This window comes from Caballeronia sp. (genome assembly GCF_028292365.1).
Classification (GTDB): domain Bacteria; phylum Pseudomonadota; class Gammaproteobacteria; order Burkholderiales; family Burkholderiaceae; genus Caballeronia.
This window is the reverse complement of the sequence record NZ_JAQGMM010000118.1, coordinates 1-3,080: the sequence shown is the minus strand read 5'-3', so window position 1 is coordinate 3,080 and position 3,080 is coordinate 1. Positions and strand designations below refer to the sequence as shown.

3 protein-coding genes are annotated in these 3,080 nt (G+C 62.6%); 2 read left to right on the top strand and 1 reads right to left on the bottom strand.

Annotated features, from left to right (window positions below):
- Positions 1–92 precede the first annotated feature (92 nt).
- The gene (locus tag JWR14_RS07315) at positions 93–1,073 is read right to left on the bottom strand and encodes a LysR family transcriptional regulator (protein WP_299703768.1); all 981 of its coding nucleotides are present in this window, start codon (positions 1,071–1,073) and stop codon (positions 93–95) included.
- 133 nt (positions 1,074–1,206) lie between these two features.
- Between JWR14_RS07315 and JWR14_RS07310 the strand changes: the two genes are divergently transcribed.
- Both JWR14_RS07310 and JWR14_RS07305 read left to right on the top strand, forming a co-directional pair.
- Positions 1,207–1,602, top strand: a complete 396-nt coding sequence (locus JWR14_RS07310) for a VOC family protein (RefSeq protein ID WP_299703765.1) — start codon at positions 1,207–1,209, stop codon at positions 1,600–1,602.
- A gap of 10 nt (positions 1,603–1,612) precedes the next feature.
- The gene (locus tag JWR14_RS07305) at positions 1,613–2,791 is read left to right on the top strand and encodes an MFS transporter (RefSeq protein WP_299703763.1); all 1,179 of its coding nucleotides are present in this window, start codon (positions 1,613–1,615) and stop codon (positions 2,789–2,791) included.
- The last annotated feature ends 289 nt before the right edge of the window (positions 2,792–3,080 follow it).

The window sequence follows — 3,080 nt, the reverse complement described above, 5'->3', positions numbered from 1 at the left end:
GCGTTGAACCACGCTTTTAGCGCAGCTTTAGGCCAATTTCGCCTGAAATGGCCGAAATTTGCACGATGCGACACTCGACGGTTAGCTTGATATTATAGCGTCCGCTCGACTTCGTGACCCTGCTGGCCGGGCGGGTAAGCCCCGGGCGGGTAAGCCAGGTCGCCGAGCAATTCTGCCGTCGCGCGGTCGAAGCGTTCGATCAGGAAGTCCAGCAGCACGCGCACCCGCGGCGCCATATACCGGTTGCAGTGATACACAGCGTGGACTGCCGCCTCGTTTGAACACCAGTCTGCCAGCAAAATTTTCAGCGCGCCGGAGTGGACATCGGCGGCTATATCCCAGATCGATTTGTGCGCAATGCCTTGGCCAGCCAGCGCCCACGCGCGGGTCAGCGCGCCGTCGTTGGTTTCCCAGGCGTCATCGAGCGGCACGGTGTGGGTGAAACGATCGTCACCGCGGACAAACTGGAACTCGTTGAACGTCGCCGTCGATGTCACCAGCACCGTGAACGTGTGCGTGGCGAGTTCGGCGGGCGTTTTCGGTTCGCCGTGCCGCGCCAGGTATTCCGGCGATGCGCATAGCACACGCCGGTTCGGCGCCAGCCGACGGGCAATCAGATTGCCCTCCGACGGCCGGTTGAAGCGGATCGCCAGATCAATATCTTCCAGCAGTAGATTCGACACCGAATCCGACAACGTCAACGAAAAGCTCACGTCCGGGTACCGGCGGCTGAATTCATCGAGCCAATGGCACAACAGGTTGCGGCCGAAATCCGATGTGGCCGAGATCCGCACCTTGCCGCGCACGAGATTCTGGCCAGCGTGCAGCGCGGCTTCGCCGTCGTCGATAGCCTGCAGCGCGATCCGGCAATGCTGCAAATAAAGCCGGCCTTCATCGGTGAGTCTGAGCTGGCGCGTGGTGCGCTCGAACAGGCGTGCGGTGAGCGATTTTTCCAGCTTGAGCAGTCGGGCGCTGGCCGCCGCCGGCGATAAACCCAGCTTGCGGCCCGCCGCGGACAAGCTGCCGAGCGCTGCCGCTTCGGTGAACAGGCGCATATCGCCGAGTCGATCCATCGGGATTCTCAATTCACTTTTGATAATGATTCAAATGCTACGCCAATTATCAAAACGCCTCTCGGCGCGCAGAATTTGTTGCATTGCAGTGTATGAGGTTGACGATGCAGCCCGAATTTCCTGGATGCGCCCGATGAAACTCGATCACGTCACGATCGTCGCGCCCGATTGCGAGCCGATCCGCCATTTTCTCATCGATATAGCCGGCATGAAAGTCGGCCCGCGCCCGCCGTTCGGCATAGGCGGGTACTGGCTTTATCTCGATGGCACGCCCGCCGTGCATTTGATCGAGAACGGCTCGGTGCTCGCTTCGCCGCCCGGTGGCCGGGCGGCCACGCGCATCGATCATCTCGCACTGCGGGTTCAAAGCGCCGCCGAATGGCAGGCCTTGCTCGCACGCCTGCACGAACACGCGATGCCGTTTTCCGAAGCCGACGTTCCGCTCGCCCGCGAACACCAGGTGTTCGTGCAGCTTGCGCCGGGCGTGGTTATCGAATTCGTGACGTCGCTTTCCGTATTCTCAAACTAAGGGGATTTTCATGCCTATTCCACTTCTGGCGCTCGCTATCAGCGCGTTCGCCATCGGGACGACCGAGTTCGTCATCATGGGGCTGCTACCCGATGTGGCCCGCGATCTGACTGTATCGATTCCATCGGCGGGATTCCTCGTTACCGGCTACGCGCTGGGCGTCGCCGTGGGCGCGCCGCTGCTCGCCGTGCTGACCGCAAAAATGCCGCGCAAACTCGCGCTGCAATTGCTGATGGGGGTGTTTATCGTCGGCAATGTGCTGTGCGCCGTTGCACCCGGTTATTCGTGGCTCATGGTCGCCCGCGTGGTGACGTCGTTCGCGCATGGTTCGTTTTTCGGCATTGGTGCGGTGGTCGCGGCGTCGCTGGTTCCGGCTGAAAAGCGCGCCAGTGCGATTGCGCTCATGTTCACCGGGCTCACGCTCGCGAACGTGCTCGGCGTGCCGTTCGGGACGTTTATCGGTCAGGAATTCGGCTGGCGCACGACGTTCTGGGTCGTGGCGGCGCTCGGCGTGTTGTCGCTTGTCGGCGTGGCCGCGCTCGTGCCGAACAAGCATGATTCGGGACCGTCGAACTTCGGCCACGAATTGCGCGTGCTGAAGGAGCCTCAAGTCTGGCTCGCGCTGGCAATGACCGTGCTCGGCTTCGGCGGCGTGTTCGTGGTCTTCACCTACATCGCGCCGATCCTCGAGCAGATCAGTGGATTTTCGCCGCATGGCGTCACGCTGGTGCTCGTGCTGTTCGGCGTTGGATTGACGATCGGCAACACGATTGGCGGCAAGCTGGCCGACCGGGCGCTGATGCCTTCGCTGATGGGCATTCTCGTCGCGCTCGCGATCATCATGGCGGTGTTCGCGAAGACCAGCCACAACCAGACGCTGGCGGCCATCACGATCTTTATCTGGGGCATTGCCGCGTTCGCCACCGTGCCGCCGCTGCAAACGCGGGTGGTCGAGAAGGCGAAACATGCGCCGAATCTGGCGTCGACGTTGAATATCGGCGCGTTCAATTTGGGGAATGCCGGCGGCGCGTGGCTCGGCGGCGTGGTGCTGAGCCAAGGGCATCCACTGGATTCGCTGCCGTGGGTCGCGGCTGTGGTGGCCGTGGTCGCGCTCGGCGTGACGTGGTACGCGGCCCGGCTTGATCGCGGCGGGCAGGGTGCGCGCGCGGCGGCGGTGGATGCGGTTTGAATTCGTGGGGCGTGCGGGAATTGGGAGGTACGCGTCCAGATCGAGGGCACGGCATGGGAAAGTACGCGCCGATCTAGCCGGGCCGCATAGGAAGATGCACACGCCTGTCCAGCGCGCCGCACAGCCAGACCCGCGCCCAATCCACCCAACGTACGCCGGATGTTGACCCGGCGTCCTCAACCGACTAGCGTGTCGTGCGAGCCGCATCCGCGGCTTTATCGCTTCATCACGCTTTTCGACCGAGGTTTTATGGAAGACATCACGCTGCGCCAATGCCTGACGGGCGCAT

Excerpts from the sequence above, each read along its gene's own strand:
- JWR14_RS07315 (WP_299703768.1), bottom strand. The coding sequence starts at position 1,073 with ATGGATCGACTCGGCGATATGCGCCTGTTCACCGAAGCGGCAGCGCTC.
- JWR14_RS07310 (WP_299703765.1), top strand. The coding sequence starts at position 1,207 with ATGAAACTCGATCACGTCACGATCGTCGCGCCCGATTGCGAGCCGATC.
- JWR14_RS07305 (WP_299703763.1), top strand. The coding sequence starts at position 1,613 with ATGCCTATTCCACTTCTGGCGCTCGCTATCAGCGCGTTCGCCATCGGG.